Origin of the sequence: Agrobacterium pusense (genome assembly GCF_900102105.1) — a bacterium.
Taxonomy (GTDB): domain Bacteria; phylum Pseudomonadota; class Alphaproteobacteria; order Rhizobiales; family Rhizobiaceae; genus Agrobacterium; species Agrobacterium pusense.
On the sequence record NZ_FNBB01000006.1, the window covers coordinates 149,413 to 163,483 of the forward strand.

General features: G+C 58.5%; 11 protein-coding genes. 1 reads left to right on the forward strand and 10 read right to left on the reverse strand.

Translation table 11 applies throughout. The annotated features are described in order from the left end of the window. Window positions 1–54: 54 nt before the first annotated feature. On the reverse strand, window positions 55–753 hold the full coding sequence (locus BLU28_RS15655) for a GntR family transcriptional regulator (protein WP_004444640.1): 699 nt from the start codon (window positions 751–753) through the stop codon (window positions 55–57). Window positions 754–994: 241 nt separating this feature from the next. Then, on the reverse strand, window positions 995–1,957 hold the full coding sequence (gene ftsZ, locus BLU28_RS15660; RefSeq protein ID WP_004444641.1) for a cell division protein FtsZ: 963 nt from the start codon (window positions 1,955–1,957) through the stop codon (window positions 995–997). Window positions 1,958–2,436: 479 nt separating this feature from the next. Between ftsZ and BLU28_RS15665 the strand changes: the two genes are divergently transcribed. Further along, window positions 2,437–2,880 (forward strand): response regulator, encoded by a 444-nt coding sequence (locus tag BLU28_RS15665; RefSeq protein ID WP_006700295.1) that lies wholly within the window; start codon window positions 2,437–2,439, stop codon window positions 2,878–2,880. A gap of 497 nt (window positions 2,881–3,377) precedes the next feature. Here the strand turns inward: BLU28_RS15665 and BLU28_RS15670 are convergent, their stop codons facing one another. From BLU28_RS15670 to BLU28_RS15705, 8 genes are all read right to left on the reverse strand, one after another. Next, window positions 3,378–3,524 (reverse strand): DUF1127 domain-containing protein, encoded by a 147-nt coding sequence (locus BLU28_RS15670; protein ID WP_004444643.1) that lies wholly within the window; start codon window positions 3,522–3,524, stop codon window positions 3,378–3,380. A 217-nt stretch (window positions 3,525–3,741) separates the two neighbouring features. Next, window positions 3,742–4,344 carry a hypothetical protein gene (locus tag BLU28_RS15675; RefSeq protein ID WP_022563847.1) on the reverse strand — a complete coding sequence of 201 codons (603 nt, stop codon included), beginning with the start codon at window positions 4,342–4,344 and terminating at the stop codon, window positions 3,742–3,744. A 138-nt stretch (window positions 4,345–4,482) separates the two neighbouring features. Then, window positions 4,483–5,601: an ABC transporter permease gene (locus tag BLU28_RS15680; protein WP_077987562.1), complete on the reverse strand. Its 1,119-nt coding sequence runs from the start codon at window positions 5,599–5,601 to the stop codon at window positions 4,483–4,485. Continuing rightward, window positions 5,598–8,366, reverse strand: coding sequence for a ribosome-associated ATPase/putative transporter RbbA (gene rbbA / locus BLU28_RS15685; RefSeq protein ID WP_077987561.1), 2,769 nt, complete (start codon window positions 8,364–8,366; stop codon window positions 5,598–5,600). Before rbbA ends, BLU28_RS15680 begins: the two co-directional genes overlap by 4 nt. An 11-nt stretch (window positions 8,367–8,377) precedes the next feature. After that, complete coding sequence (locus BLU28_RS15690) at window positions 8,378–9,442, reverse strand: HlyD family secretion protein (protein WP_077987560.1); 1,065 nt, start codon at window positions 9,440–9,442, stop codon at window positions 8,378–8,380. Window positions 9,443–9,858: 416 nt separating this feature from the next. Beyond that, on the reverse strand, window positions 9,859–11,232 hold the full coding sequence (gene melA, locus BLU28_RS15695; protein WP_077987559.1) for an alpha-glucosidase/alpha-galactosidase: 1,374 nt from the start codon (window positions 11,230–11,232) through the stop codon (window positions 9,859–9,861). A 23-nt stretch (window positions 11,233–11,255) separates the two neighbouring features. Further along, a complete protein-coding gene (locus BLU28_RS15700; RefSeq protein WP_022563841.1) occupies window positions 11,256–12,920 on the reverse strand; it encodes an ABC transporter ATP-binding protein in 1,665 nt (554 codons plus the stop codon). 13 nt (window positions 12,921–12,933) lie between these two features. Then, entirely contained in the window at window positions 12,934–14,070 is a 1,137-nt protein-coding gene (locus BLU28_RS15705; RefSeq protein WP_022563840.1) for an ABC transporter permease, read from the reverse strand. Window position 14,071: the final 1 nt, after the last annotated feature.

A 14,071-nucleotide genomic window follows, 5' to 3' on the forward strand; every position in this document is an offset into this window, starting at 1 on the left:
TTCGAGAGGGACATTACTATCTTGTATTTTATTTGTCGACAAGAAATCGACAAGCTACAGATTTATTTCCAGCCGTTCGTTTCGCACCAGCAGTTTCTGCACCTGCCGGACGATCTGTTCGGCGTGCTCCCGCGCCAGCCTTTCGGAAAGAGCGATATCGCGTGCGGCAATCGCCTCGATCATCTCTTCATGATCATCGACAAAGCGCTTCGGCAGACGATCGTCATAGGACTGGTAATAAAGCCTGAGAATGCGCCGCCCCTCGTCCAGCAGCCGCTTGAACAGGCTGGTGAAATAGGGGTTACGTCCGGCCTCCGCGATGGAAAGATGAAGGGCGGCGTTGGTGGAAATCATCGCCAGCGCATCCTGCTCCTCCACCGCAACGGCGAATTCCGCATTATGGGCGCGAATGCCAGCCAGATCTTCCGGGCGGTGATATTGCGCGGCAAGCTGGGTCGTTACCCGGTACATCAAGACCAGCGCATCGAAATAGGTGTGCATGTTGAGGAAATCGATGTTCGACACCATGGTGGAGCGGTTCGGCAGCGTATCGATCAGCCCCTCGCCCGAAAGCCGTACCAGCGCCTCACGGATCGGCGTTCGCGACATCTTGAACCGTTCGGCAAGCTGCACTTCATCGATGGGACTGCCGGGTGGCAGGACGAGATCAAGAATCTCGTCGCGCAGCAGATCGTAGACCATCTTCACACCGGAGCCGCGCTTGCGCTCGGCAGAAGCAATTATATCCGTCATAATCAAATCCTTCTTGTCGACATAAAGAGTACTATTATATTTTTTCGTTATCAACGACGTGTCACCGGGTCGCTGGCTTGCATGACGGAATAATTGTTCAAAAACAACAAAAAGCCGTCGCGAAAATTGCCCGCGACGGCTTTCGATCGTTCGGTTTGTGGCGCAGACGTCTTCATCGCGCTTTCACGGCCGAAGCGGCGGATAGCGGCTTCCAGCGACGACGCGAGGCCTTATTCCGAGATCAGTTCCGCAAGCCGGTGGCCACGACGGAAATCTTGAAAGCGCCGTCCAGCGTTGGGTCGAACGAAGCGCCCATCACCACATCGGTTTCCTCGCTGACAGCCTCACGTACCAGCGTCATCGCTTCATCAATCTCGTAAAGCGTCAGGTCGTTGCCGCCGGAAATGGAGACCAGCGCGCCACGTGCTTCCTTCAGCGAGGGCTCGCCGAGCAGCGGATTGGCAATGGCCGCTGCCGCTGCTTCCGAAGCACGCTTTTCGCCCTTGGCCTGTGCGGTGCCCATGAGCGCCCGGCCGCCATTCTTCATGACGTATCGCACATCGGCGAAATCGAGATTGACCAGACCTTCACGCAAAATGAGATCGGTGATGCAGCGCACGCCGAGCGACAGCACCTTGTCGGCGGTTTTGAGCGCATTTTCGAAGGTGGTGCCGGCATCGGCAATGCGCAGCAGGTTCTGGTTGGGAATGACGATGACGGTATCGGCCGTGTTGAGCAGATTGGCGAAACCGTACTCAGCAGCCCGCATGCGGCGCACGCCCTCAAAGCTGAAAGGAAGCGTGACGACACCAACTGTGAGAATGTTCTTTGCACGGCAGGCTTCGGCAATAACGGGTGCCGCACCCGTCCCGGTGCCGCCGCCCATGCCGGCGGTGATGAAACACATATCATAGCCGCTCAGGTGATCCATGATCTCATCGAGGGAATCGATCGCAGCCTGCCGGCCAACCTCGGGATCAGCACCCGCTCCAAGCCCGCCCGTCAGTTCTGAGCTGAGCTGCACGAGCCGTGGCGCATTGGTCTTCTTCAGCGCCTGCGCATCCGTATTGGCCGCGATGAAATCGACGCCGCCGATACCCTCGGCAATCATGTTGTTGATCGCGTTTCCGCCACCGCCACCAACTCCGACGACGGCGATGTTGGGAGTGTTGCGGGCAATGGTGGCGCGCGGAGACTGTGTCATCGTCTAATTCTCTTTCCAAATTCATAAGGTCCCGCGCCGGTTTTGACCGCGGCACGCGATTGATCGGTGGCGTTCCCGCTCTTCCTTCCTGGCGCGCGAAGGAGGCCGTAACGTCTTGAATTTCCATGTAAGCCTTAAGGACCGATTGCGGCCAAAAGACTGGTGCTCCAGCGGCGAAAGATGCGCTACGGCGACGTTCCTCCACCCTTCCCCCGGATGAAAACCAAACCGAATCAACTGCTTCGCTATCAAGAGGTGATAGCCCAAAAGGCACGTTGTTTACACTCCATTCACTATGTTTATCTCACTTTGGAACGAGTTGGCCCGCCGGGTGTTTGCTTGCCGACCGTGCTGAGGCGGCGGGTGATGAGATCAAACAGTCCCGACGCTCCAGATATTGTCGAAGCACCAGACGACCCCAAACCGCGGCGTATTTTTTCAGTTCGGTGCTTGGTAGCGTACTCAATGGAGGCAGGCATATGTTGGCAGACGTTTTGCAGAGTGAACCCGGCTTCCGCATGGAGCAGCCGCGGGTACTGATCGTGGAAGACGAGTTCCTCATCGCCATGGACATAGAGGATTCCATTCTTCAGGCGGATGAAGAGGCAGACGTCATCGGTATCGCCAACAAGCTGGATGATGCCGTGGCACTTGGCCGCCGCGCCGATATTGCATTTGTCGATGTCAATCTTGCCGATGGACAAACCGGGCCGGAAATCGGGCGACGGCTTTCCGAAGAGCACGGTGTGGTGGTCATCTTCATGACCGCAAACCCCGAGGTCGTGGTCAATCTCGGCATCGGCGCTGGCGTCATCGCCAAGCCCGTTCCGCAAGATGCAGTCGAACAATGCCTCACTTATGCACTCGCCAGACGCGCAGGCACCCGTGCCGTGACGCCCATCGGCATGATGGCATTCGACTGAGATATACCAACAAGGAAAACGGCCAAAAACAAAAAAGCCTGCCGCGGGAGGAGGTGCGGCAGGCTTTCTGAAAAGATGAACAGCGATATGGGAGGAGGAAAACCGCTGTCCCCGGGGCAATCCTTTGGGAGGAGGAGTAGGATCACCCGCTTTACGAAAAGGATGTGGGAGGAGGTACATCCGTTTCGATGAGAGGAACATACCATTTCCCTGCGCATTTGACAGGCACAAGGTTGCAGCACAGATATGCGCTGAGCGCATGGCGTCCGTCACGAAGGAAGATACCGGGCACCCACCCGCTTATCGCGGACCGGGCCTTTACCGATTTCCCAACCTGCACGGAACCTCGACAGCAATCGAGAAGAATGCGGCGCATCCGGTGAGAGCGCCGCCTCGCTGTCAGACACCCCAAATGAAGTGCCTTCATTGTCAAACCAAAACAAAAACGCCCGCAATGCGGGCGTTGAAGCATTCAGAATGAGGCGGTATCGCCCTATTTACTTGCCAACAGCGGCGCGAGCGACACTGGTGATCTGGCTGCGATCGATACCGAGATCGTGCAGTTCACGGGTGCTCATGCGGCCGAGTTCGGTGATGGTCTGACGATATTTGCGCCAATTGTTGAAGCTGCGTGCTACGTTCATGACATAACCCTTTCTGAGGTTTAGGTGACGTCAGTAACGTTTTCGTTCCGGCGTCCTTCGATGACCTCTATATGCGCTTTCCAATGGGGATTTAACAGACAGAATAAGGCAATCCACCCATGCATCAGACGCAAGGGTTGCCGGCGCCGGTTTGCATTGAAACAGAAACCTGGCTGAAATTCAGACAGTTCACAGGACCTTATAAAGTCGCGGCGGCTCAGAACTTGTAGCGGACTCCGAACACGTTGGCGTTTGTGGCGCCCTTCATGTTGCCAAGTGTTTTGCCGCCACCGGAACGGTGGTGGAGGCGCCAGAAGAATTCCGTCGAGGAACCCTCGCTGAAAGACACGTTGATTTCCGGCCCCAGATAAAAAAGGACATTGGCGTTGCCGTCGTCCTTGATTTCCTGTTCGCGCTCGCGGCCGGGCTGCGCATCCGTAACAAGGCTGAGCCCTGCTGTAAAACTTGGGGTGATGAACAGTCGCTCTCCAAGCCTGATCTGTTCATAACGCGCGACCGGGCCCGCCCACACCTCGCCGGTGAAGCCCTTGCCGAACCTGACGGCCATGCCGACCTCACCGCCCAGTTTTATATTGCCGATACGGTAAGGATAGAACTGATAGCCGCCGCCGATGACAGCGTTTCTTTCATAGTCCACGGGAATAAGCGCCGCGCTTTTCAGCATGTCTTCTTTTGTCATGGCGCCAGCGAAGCCGAATATCGCCTCACTCGTCTCAGAGGTCATATCCTCCGACGCGAAAGATGACGTGGCAGCCAGTGCGACCATGGCTGCCGTCGCCAGACGTGCTGCAATACTCATCGTGCTACTCCTGAACAAAGCCCGCTTTACCCAGCCGTCCTCATAGGCATAATCGCGGAAGGCGAACATACCGTTACCGAACACAATTAATTCAACTTACGTGGAATCGGCTGAAACATGCGCGTGATCCCGATGCTGTCAGCGCAGGAAACGCCTGAACCGGCGAAGCGCAAAAACGAAAAGAGCCGAGCCGATGGCCAGCAGCGCCAGCAGTTGCGGCCAGACCACATCCAGCCCCGCCCCTCTGAAAAGCACCGATTGCGCCAGGATGATGAAATGGGTGTTTGGCGCAAGAAGCATGATGTACTGGATGATATCAGGCATGCTTTCGCGAGGCGTCATGGCGCCGGACAGCACCTGCAACGGCAACAAAAACAGGATCAGCAACATGCCGAATTGCGGCATGGACCCGGCGACTGTTGCGAGAAAAATTCCCATGGAAGTCATGGCGAAGAGTTGCAATGCCGTTCCGAGCAGGAAAAGAGAAAGCGAGCCTTCGATGGGAATGGCAAGCAGGCCCCTCACCACCACGAACAGCGAAAATGCAGAGGCCACCAGCACGACCAGCCCCATGGACCACACCTTGCTGAGCATGATTTCCAGAGGCGTCACTGGCATGACCAGCAGATGCTCGACCGTTCCGTGTTCTCGCTCGCGAATGAGCGCCGCGCCCGTCAGCACGATGGATAGCATGGTAATGGCGGTGATGATGTTGTTGATCGAGCCGAACCAGGACTTGTCCAGTTCCGGATTGAAGCGGGAACGTAGCGTGAGGTCAACCGGCACCGAGGTCGCGCCGCGATAGCGGTCGACATACTCCTGTACTTCGCTCGTCACGATGCTCTGCACGTAACCACCACCGCTGAAAGCCTGGCTCATGCGGGTGGCGTCGATATTGAGCTGGATGGCCGGCTGCTGTCCGGCCATCAGCCGGCGCTGGAAATCCGGTGGAATGTTGAGCGCGAAGGTATCGAGGCCCGCATCCATGCGCTTGTCCATTTCAGCGATGGAAATCTGCTTCGGCGGGGAGAAATAGGGCGGATAAAACGCCGTGCTGATGCGGCTGGAAAGCGGCGACTGATCCTCATCGACAATGGCGATGGCCGCGTTGTTCAGCGTCTCCGGCAGCGCGCTGGAACCGGTATAGATCTGCAGCGTGAAGGCATAGACGATAAGCAGCATCAGCATTCCGTCTCGCGCGAGACCGCGCAGTTCCTTTATGCCGAGCTGGAAGATGTTGGACGAAAAAAGCCTCATGACGCCTGCTTTCTCAAAAGTGCAGCGCCGGCAATGAGGAGCAGTGGAATGGCAATGAGAAGCGGTAGAAACGAGCCGGAAAGTCCGGCGAAATCCAGGCCCTTGGAGAAAGTTCCGCGTGAAATGGTCATGAAATAGGTGGCAGGATAGACGTTGCCGATAAAGGCGCCCGCCCCTTGCAGCGACGAGACGGGATCGATCATGCCCGAATATTGCGTCGCCGGAATGAGCGTCAGAAGAGCCGTGCCGAAGATTGCCGCAATCTGGCTCTTCATGAAGGAAGACATGAGGAGGCCGATGGATGTGGCGATGATGACATAGAGCAGCGCGCCCGTCGCATAAGCGAGATAACTTCCGGTGAACGGCACCTGAAAGATGAAGACCGCAAATGCCGTCAGAAGCACGAAATTGAGCATGCCAAGGGCGACATAGGGAAGCTGCTTGCCGATCAGGAATTCCAGCCGCGTGGTCGGCGTCACGTATAGATTGACGATCGAACCGAGCTCTTTTTCCCTGACGACGCTGAGGGCCGCCAGCATTGCGGGGATGAGCATGAGAAGCAGCGGAATGACCGCCGGCACCATGGCGACAAGGCTCTTGACGTCGGGATTGTAACGATAGCGCGTTTCGATGCTGAAGCTGCTTTGCGTGGCCGCGCTGCCGTAAATCTCGGCGGCCTTCCGCGCCAGCCATGTCTGATGCATGCCCTGCACGTAACCGCGAACGGTCTCCGCCCGCTGCGGCATGGCGCCGTCTATCCAGGCCCCTACCTCCACAGTCTTGCCGCGCAAGACATCGCGGCCAAAGCCAGGAGGAATTTCTATGGCAAGGCTCAGTTCGCCATCACGCATGCGCCGGTCCATATCGGCATAGTCCCGGATAGGTTCCTTCTCGATGAAATAACGGGAGCCGGCAATGTCGAGCACGTAATCGCGGCTGATAGTGGAATCGTCGCGATCCAGCACCGCGAAAGTCAGGTCCTCGACATCGAGATTGATGCCGTATCCGATGACGAACATCAGGATGACGCTGCCGAGCACGGCCAGCGTGCCGCGAATGGGATCGCGCTGCAGTTCCAGTGCCTCGCGGCGCGTATAGCTGAACATGCGCCTGAAATCGAAAAATCTCTTGCGGGAGGGCGCCGCATGTTGCGTCACCGGCACGTCCGCTGCTGCCACAGATGCTGTCGCAGGCGCGTCCCTCGTAACCCCGGAAGCATCTTCCAGATAGGCGACGAAAGCCTCTTCAAGTGTTGCGGCATTACGGCTCCTGGTGATCGCATCGGGCGTATCGCTGATCAACACCTTGCCGGCATGCATCAGCGAAATCCGGTCGCAGCGCTCCGCCTCGTTCATGAAATGGGTGGAGATGAAGATGGTGACATTATCGTTGCGCGAGAGATCGGCGAGGATTTGCCAGAAGCCGTCACGCGCCACCGGGTCGACACCAGAGGTCGGCTCATCGAGGATGAGAATATCGGGCGAATGGATCATCGCCACCGCAAGCGACAGCCTCTGCCGGATGCCAAGCGGCAGGTCGTCCGGCAGCGTGTCCATGACCGCGCCAAGATCGAAACGCTCCGCCATTTCGGCGATACGCGGTTGAATTGCCTCTTCCGGCAGCTTGAACAGGCGGGCGTGCAGATCAAGGTTCTGCCGCACCGTCAGTTCGGAATAGAGCGAGAAGGCCTGGCTCATGTAACCGACGCGGTGGCGGATCGCCATGTCGCTCGCATCCACCTTGTGTCCGAAGAGCTTCGCCTCTCCTTCGCTGGCGGCCAGAAGCCCCGTCAGCATCTTCATGGTGGTGGATTTTCCGCAGCCATTGGAGCCGAGAAAGCCAAAAATCTCGCCGCGCGGAATCTTGAAGCTGACATTGTCGACGGCGGTGAAATCGCCGAAACGCATGCTAAGGTGGGATGCCTCGATGGCATAATCACCTTCACCGGTCGGCTTTCGTGGCGCGATATGGACTTCTTGGTAATCCTTGCGCTTTTCTTCGGGAAGAAGCGCGATGAAGGCGGCGTCGAGATTGGGTGCCGCGGTGCGGTCGAGAAGTTCGGCGGGCGAGCCGGTGGCAAGAATCTTGCCGCCATCCATGGCAACCAGCCAGTCAAAACCGGCGGCCTCCTCCATATAAGCCGTTGCGACGATGACGCTCATGCCCGGACGCCCGGCACGGATAGAGTCGATCAGTTCCCAGAACTGCCGCCGCGATAAAGGATCAACGCCTGTCGTCGGCTCGTCCAGGATCAGCAGGTCCGGGTCGTGGATGAGCGCGCAGCAGAGCCCCAGCTTCTGTTTCATGCCGCCGGAGAGCTTCATCGCGGGACGATCGGCAAAAGGTTCGAGGCCGGTGCTCTTGAGCAATTCGGCGATACGCGCCTGCCGTTCCCTTCCGTCCTGTCCGAACAGCCGGCCAAAAAAGTCGATGTTTTCAAAGACTGACAGGGTGGGATAGAGGTTCTTGCCAAGGCCCTGCGGCATATAGGCGATACGCGGGCAGGTATCATCACGGTGGCGCGGATCGGACATGTCGCCGCCCAGAACCTCTACCTTGCCCTTCTGGATGGCGCGCGCGCCCGAGACCAGCGACAACAGGCTCGATTTGCCGACGCCGTCAGGCCCGATGAGCCCTATCATCAGCCCGGCGGGTATCTCGACCGATATGTCGTCCAGCGCAACCGTGCTTCCGAAGGTCAACCGCACATCGGTCAATCGCGCAACGGGTGCGTTTCTGTCATTCGTTTCTGGAGGCGCGACCATAGCGGCCACCCTCACTTGACGAGATTGCGTTCGAGATTCTCCGGCCAGGCGGCCTCCGGATCAAGCCGGACATAGGCCATGCCGGGCAGCCCTGTTTTCACATATTGAATATATTTCTGCAGAAGTGCCTGGGGGATTTGCGCCCTTACCCGGAATGTCAGCTTCTGGCGTTCCTCTTCGGTCTCCACCGTTTTCGGCGTGAACTGCGCGACATCCGCGACGAAGGACACTTTTGCCGGAATGGTGTATTGGGGGGCGGCATCCAGTATCAGTCGAACATCAGACCCCATCGACGTGCGGCCAGCCTCGGCCGTCGGCAGGAAAAACGTCATATAGACGTCGCCGAGATCGACGAGGTTCAGAACCCTTCCACCGGCGGACAGCACTTCTCCGGGCTGGGCGATGCGATATTGCACGCGACCGTCGCGGGGCGATTTCAGCGTCGCATCGGCTATGTCAGTCTCGATGCTCTCGATGTCAGCCTGTGCGGCGTCTACCGCCGCTTCGGCGTCGACGATCTGCGCCTTGGCGGCGTTGATCGCGGCGTCGGAAGCCGCAAGCGAGGCCTGCGCAGAGGCGAGCGTTGCGCGGGCGGACTGCTCGGCGGCCTCGCTGTCATCGACGATCTGCTGCGAGACCGCATTGCCCGTCAGCAATTGTTTCGAGCGTGCATTGGTCTTGGAGGCGGAATCGAGCTGGGCCTTTCGCTGTTCCACCACCGCAAGCGCCGACGTCTTTTCCGCTTCACGCTGGGCGACAAGACTGTGGGCCGTGTCGATTGCTATTTTCGCACGGCGAAGCTGTGCTTCCGCCTGGCGTTTCCTCGCCTCCAGCTGGGCCGTATCCATCTGCGCCAGAACCTGTCCGGCCTTCACGAAATCACCCTCACGGACCATAATATCCCGAAGGCGGCCGGCGGTCTCGGTGGAGATATCGATCTCGACGGCCTCGATGCGACCGTTACTGGCCACGAATCCCGAAGGCAGGCCCTCGGCCGTCAGCTTCGACCAGGCGAAATAGCCGGCCACGGCCAGAACCACAACCGCCAGACCAATGAGCAAGCCCTTTTTAGACATCCGTCTTCCCCATGAACCCTTCAGGTTTCAACCGTAGTACGATAAAACCGAAGAAGCCAGCCACCATCACGTTCATAATTCGTACCTGGTATTTCCCGCACTGAAAGCGGAATAACCGGTTTCGGGGACTGTCTACGCCAGAGAGCGGCCTGCAACCTTGACACAAGTCAAGCGGCGAAAGGATTTAATGGAGAGCGTCATCAAGGCGCCCCCCGTTCGCCGGCAGTTAACCGGCTCACCTTTGAGAACACCGACAGTACCAAGCGATCATACCGATGCCGCGCCATCCCGTCGACAATCGGACGTCATCCTCGAGCTTGTCCCGAGGATGACAGAGTAGGGTCTTCTATAGCGCTTGCGAAAGGATGATGTGGGCTCGCTGCACACCTCCGATCCGTTATTGAGGGCGATGATGTTTACACAGCCCGCGCCCGGTTCACCTCCGCCTGCGTCCATTCCGGCAGCCAGTCACTATGGGCCAGCAGCAGATCGTCCACCAGCGACCAAATCTGATCGAGATCGAGTTCCGCCGCAGTATGCGGGTCCATCATGGCAGCGTGAAAGATGTGATCGCGGTTTTCGCTCATCAACGCCCGCACGGTCAGCTCCTGAACATTGATGTTGGTGCGCATCAGCGCGGTGAGCTGCGGTGGCAACTCGCCGATGAAGGTGGGCTGCACGCCGTTATGATCGACCAGGCAGGGCACTTCCGCCGCGCAATCCGATGGCAGCGAGGTGATGCATCCATTATTGCGCTGGTTGCCGTAGATGACGGAGGGCTCGCCGGTCCAGACCGAATTGATGATCGAGGAGGCATATTCCTTCGACTGCTTGACCTCGATTTTTTCGGCCGAGCGATAGGCGGCCGCCTGGCCCTTCCAGCGCTCGATCTGTTCGATGCAGCGCTTTGGATATTCGTCGAGCGGAATGCCGAATTTCTCGATCAGGTCTTCGCGCCCCTCCTTGATGAAATAGGGCGTGTATTCCGCGAAATGCTCGGAGCTTTCGGTGACGAAATAACCGAGCCTCGTCAGCATCTCGTACCGCACCTTGTTGGGGCAGCGTGGGTTCCAGCCGGGTTTTGGCGCGCGGCCTTCGCGATAGGCGCGCACGAGATCGGGGTAGAGGCTCCTGTAGCTGCCATCGGGCTGGCGATGCTCGAATTCCAGGAAAAACGCCATATGGTTGATACCGGCCGAACGGTAGCGGATTTCCTCATAGGGAATATCGAGATCATGGGCGAGTTCCATCGCCGTGCCCTGCACGGAATGGCAAAGACCCACCTGCCGGATCGTCGGGTATTTTTCGGCAATCGCCCAGGTGTTTATCGCCATGGGGTTCACATATTGCAACATAATGGCATTCGGGCAGACGGCCAGCATGTCCTCGCAAATCTTCCAGAGGTGAGGCACTGTGCGCAAGCCGCGCATGATGCCGCCGACGCCAAGTGTGTCAGCAATGGTCTGGCGCAGCCCGTACTTACGCGGCACTTCGAAATCAGTGACCGTGCACGGCTCGTATCCGCCGATCTGGAACGCCACGACAACAAAATCCGCGCCGGAAAGCGCCTTTTTCTGGTCGGTATAGGTCTCGGCCTTCGCCTTTGCTCCGAGCGTCGAAATCAGCTTGTTGACGACGATGGCGCTTTCTTCCAGCCTTTCACGGTTGATATCCATCAGCGCGATTGTGGCGCCGGAAAGGGCCGGACGCTGCAGCACGTCACCGATGATGTTCTTCATGAACACCGTGGAACCTGCGCCGATGAATGCAATCTTGGGATCTCTTGACATGTCTACCTCCGGCAATTGGGAATTCAAGCGATTTCGAAGGCGGCTCGCACAAGCCGCTGTGTATATTCAGTTTTTGGCTGACTGAGCACGTCCTCGACAGGCCCCTCTTCGACAATCCGGCCGCGCTGCATGACGATGACGCGGTGGCAGAGGGCGCGGACCACTTTCAGGTCGTGGGAGATGAACAGGTAGCTCAAGCCACGCTCATCCTGCAGCTTGCGCAGGAGATCGATGATCTGCGCCTGCACGGAAAGATCGAGTGCGGAGGTCGGCTCATCGAGCAGGATGAATTCCGGCTCCAGCGCGACGGCACGCGCAATCGCGATGCGCTGTCTTTGGCCGCCGGAGAACTCATGCGGGAAACGCGAGAGGATGTTGCCAGGCATACCCGCCGCCTCCAGCGCGTCGCGCACCCGGTCCAGCCTCTCGGCCTTTGTCTTGCCAAGACCGTTGATGATAAGACCTTCCTCGATGATCTGGCCAATGGTCATGCGCGGGTTTAGCGAGGCAAAGGGATCCTGAAAGACGATCTGCATACGCGACCGCAGAGGCCGCATTTCAGCCCGGGAACGGCCATCGACCCTCTGACCGTCAAAAACCACCTCGCCGCCCACAGGGTCGTTCAACCGGAGCAGGGACTGGCCGAAGGTCGTCTTTCCGGAGCCGGATTCACCCACGAGCCCCAGTGTCTCGTGCCGCCTGAGCGTCAAGCCGAGACTGTCGACCGCTATCAGCTCCTTGAGTTCTGGTTTGAACAGGCCGCCATATCGCATCATGAAGGAAACGCGCACGCCGCTTGCCGTCAGGAGGACGCCGGAGTTCTCCGGCAGCGGCTTTGCCGTGCCCCGAGGTTCGGAAGCAAGCAGCCTTTTCGTGTAGGGATGCTGAGGCGCTGCAAACAGCTTCTCCGTGGTATTGTGCTCACGCATCTCGCCGTGCTGCATGACATAGACGTAATCGGAGAACTGCTTCACGATCGTCAGGTCATGGGTGATGAGGACCACGGCCATGCCGCGCTTCTTCTGGAGATCCCGGATGAGGTTGAGTATCTGCGCCTGCACCGTCACATCCAGCGCGGTCGTTGGTTCGTCGGCAATCAGCACGTCAGGATCATTGGAGAGCGCCATGGCGATCATAACGCGTTGGCGCTGGCCGCCGGAAAGCTGGTGCGGGTATTGTTTGAGCCGCGCTTCCGGCTCCGGTATCTGCACCTGACGCAGCAGATCGAGCGCCCTCGCCTCTGCCTGCTTCTTGCTCAATTTCGAGTGGACGCGGATTGCCTCTACAATCTGGCTGCCGATCGTATAGATCGGGTTCAGCGAACTCATCGGTTCCTGAAAGATCATCGAGATGCGATTGCCGCGCAGCGCCCGGCGCTGGCGCGACGAGAATTTCAGGATGTCGTCGCCGTTGAACCGGACGACTGCCGATTTCGCGACTGTGGCGCGCTTGGTCAACAAGCCCATGACGGTGCGGGCGGTGACCGATTTTCCCGAACCGGATTCGCCGACGATGGCAATGGTCTCACCCCGGTAAAGCTGGAAGGAAATGTCCTTCACTGCCTCCACCATTCCGTGTTCCACCTTGAAAGTGACGGCAATATTGCGGGCATCGATGATGGCGTTATCCTGACGATCATCGGCGTCGAAGCGGATGGCGGGGGCGTAGGTGTTTTGTGCAGCTACCATTGGCGCGCTCCTCTCAATAGGGATCGACGGCATCGCGCAGGCCGTCGCCCAGCGCGTTGAAGGCAAAGACGGTGACCAGCACGAAACCAACCGGTGCAAGAATCCAGGGATAGGAACCGATGACCGAATAGGTCGCGGTGTCCTGCAGCATCAGCCCCCAGGAGATCAGCGGCGGCTTCACCGCAAAGCCGAGGAAACCGAGGAAGGATTCGAGCAGCACGACGCTTGGAATATGCAAGGTCACGGCCACAATCACATGGCTCATCACATTCGGCAGGATGTGCTGGAAGATGATGCGCCTGTCCGTGGCGCCGACAGCGATCGCTGCCCGGACATAATCGATCCGCGCCAGTGCCAGCGTCTTGCCGCGCACCTCCCGCGACATCTGCGCCCAGCCCAGCGCCGACATGACGCCGACCACAAAGACGAGGAACACGGTTGTTGGTGCGGTGACGGGAATAAGAGAAGTCAGCGCGAGATAGAGAGGCAATTGCGGGAAGGCGAGCACCACCTCCACGAAACGCTGCACCCAGGCATCCAGCGGTCCGCCGAAATAGCCGGAAATCAGCCCGACGCTGGTGCCGATGACGGTAACGATGGCGACAACACTGAGTGCAATGGCAAGCGAGATGCGCGAGCCGTAGATGGCGCGCGACAGCACGTCGCGTCCGAATTTATCGGTTCCTAGGAAATGCACGGGCTGGCCATCGGTAGAGCCGAAGAAATGCCGGCTCATCGGAATGAGACCCAGAAGTTTGTATTCCGCACCCTTCACGAAGAAGCCGAGATAGACGGGATTGTCGTAATCCGGGCCGACGATCGGCTGGAAGGTGACCGGATCGAGCTCTTCCGTCTCCGCAATGGCATAGACCCGTGGCGCCAGGCTGAAATTGCCGTCCTTGTCGGTGAACCGGACCACCTGCGGCGGCGAAAAGCTGCCATGGGTTTCGAGCGGGTTCATCGGCGCGAAGAAGTCCGCAAAAATGGAGATGAGGATCAGCAGCACCACTAGTACCAGCCCGACCATACCCGTGAAGGATCGTCTGAGACGCCGCCAGACAAGCGCCAGATAGGTCTCGTTGCCATTGGCGGAGCGGTCGGGTTTTGCCGCGGCGGCCGTTTCGGTTTTCATCTCGTCAAACGCCATCATC

Coding starts and splice junctions, on each gene's coding strand:
- BLU28_RS15655 (WP_004444640.1), bottom strand. CDS start 753: ATGACGGATATAATTGCTTCTGCCGAGCGCAAGCGCGGCTCCGGTGTG.
- ftsZ (WP_004444641.1), bottom strand. CDS start 1,957: ATGACACAGTCTCCGCGCGCCACCATTGCCCGCAACACTCCCAACATC.
- BLU28_RS15665 (WP_006700295.1), top strand. CDS start 2,437: ATGTTGGCAGACGTTTTGCAGAGTGAACCCGGCTTCCGCATGGAGCAG.
- BLU28_RS15670 (WP_004444643.1), bottom strand. CDS start 3,524: ATGAACGTAGCACGCAGCTTCAACAATTGGCGCAAATATCGTCAGACC.
- BLU28_RS15675 (WP_022563847.1), bottom strand. CDS start 4,344: ATGAGTATTGCAGCACGTCTGGCGACGGCAGCCATGGTCGCACTGGCT.
- BLU28_RS15680 (WP_077987562.1), bottom strand. CDS start 5,601: ATGAGGCTTTTTTCGTCCAACATCTTCCAGCTCGGCATAAAGGAACTG.
- rbbA (WP_077987561.1), bottom strand. CDS start 8,366: ATGGTCGCGCCTCCAGAAACGAATGACAGAAACGCACCCGTTGCGCGA.
- BLU28_RS15690 (WP_077987560.1), bottom strand. CDS start 9,442: ATGTCTAAAAAGGGCTTGCTCATTGGTCTGGCGGTTGTGGTTCTGGCC.
- melA (WP_077987559.1), bottom strand. CDS start 11,232: ATGTCAAGAGATCCCAAGATTGCATTCATCGGCGCAGGTTCCACGGTG.
- BLU28_RS15700 (WP_022563841.1), bottom strand. CDS start 12,920: ATGGTAGCTGCACAAAACACCTACGCCCCCGCCATCCGCTTCGACGCC.
- BLU28_RS15705 (WP_022563840.1), bottom strand. CDS start 14,070: ATGATGGCGTTTGACGAGATGAAAACCGAAACGGCCGCCGCGGCAAAA.